This is a genomic window from Vibrio sp. 1249-1, from assembly GCF_033340495.1.
The window spans coordinates 1-604 of sequence record NZ_JAWOWJ010000794.1 but is presented as its reverse complement, the minus strand read 5'-3'; the positions used below and the strand labels follow the sequence as shown (position 1 = coordinate 604).

The 604-nt window shown below is 45.7% G+C and carries 1 protein-coding gene; it reads left to right on the top strand.

Features of this window, described 5'->3' with window-relative positions; translation table 11 throughout:
* Positions 1-43: 43 nt before the first annotated feature.
* Positions 44-604 (top strand): bis(5'-nucleosyl)-tetraphosphatase (symmetrical) ApaH (apaH, locus tag R7Z50_RS28955; RefSeq protein WP_318149941.1); only part of this gene is annotated, 561 nt, incomplete at its 3' end.

Genomic DNA, 604 nt, shown 5'->3' with positions numbered 1-604 from the left:
TTAGCGATTCCGAACGTTTTAAATTAATAAGATTGGAGATTCAGTGGCTACCTATATTGTTGGTGACATCCAAGGCTGTTTTGACGAACTACAGCAGCTACTCAAGCGCGTCAACTTTTCCACTCAACATGACCAACTTTGGCTCGCAGGAGATTTGGTGGCTCGCGGCCCGAAATCACTCGAAACACTGCGCTTCGTAAAGTCACTCGGTGACAGCGCAAAAGTCGTACTCGGCAATCATGACTTACATTTACTGGCAGTATCTTACGGCCTGAAAAAGCGAAAAGACAAAGATAAAACGACCCCTATTTTCCTCGCTAAAGACCGCGAAGAACTGCTCTCTTGGCTAGCTAAACAACCTCTTCTGGCAGAGCACGACGAGTTTGTGATGTGTCATGCGGGTATCTCACCGCAATGGGATTTAGAAACAGCCAGACAATGCGCTCGCGAAGTAGAACATATTATCCAAGGCGAAGAGTTGCCGTGGTTGCTAAAAAACATGTACAGCAACTTACCAGATCTTTGGGATGACTCACTGGAAGGTCTGGATCGCTATCGCTATATCATCAATGCCTTTACAAGAATGCGTTTCTGCTTTTCTGAT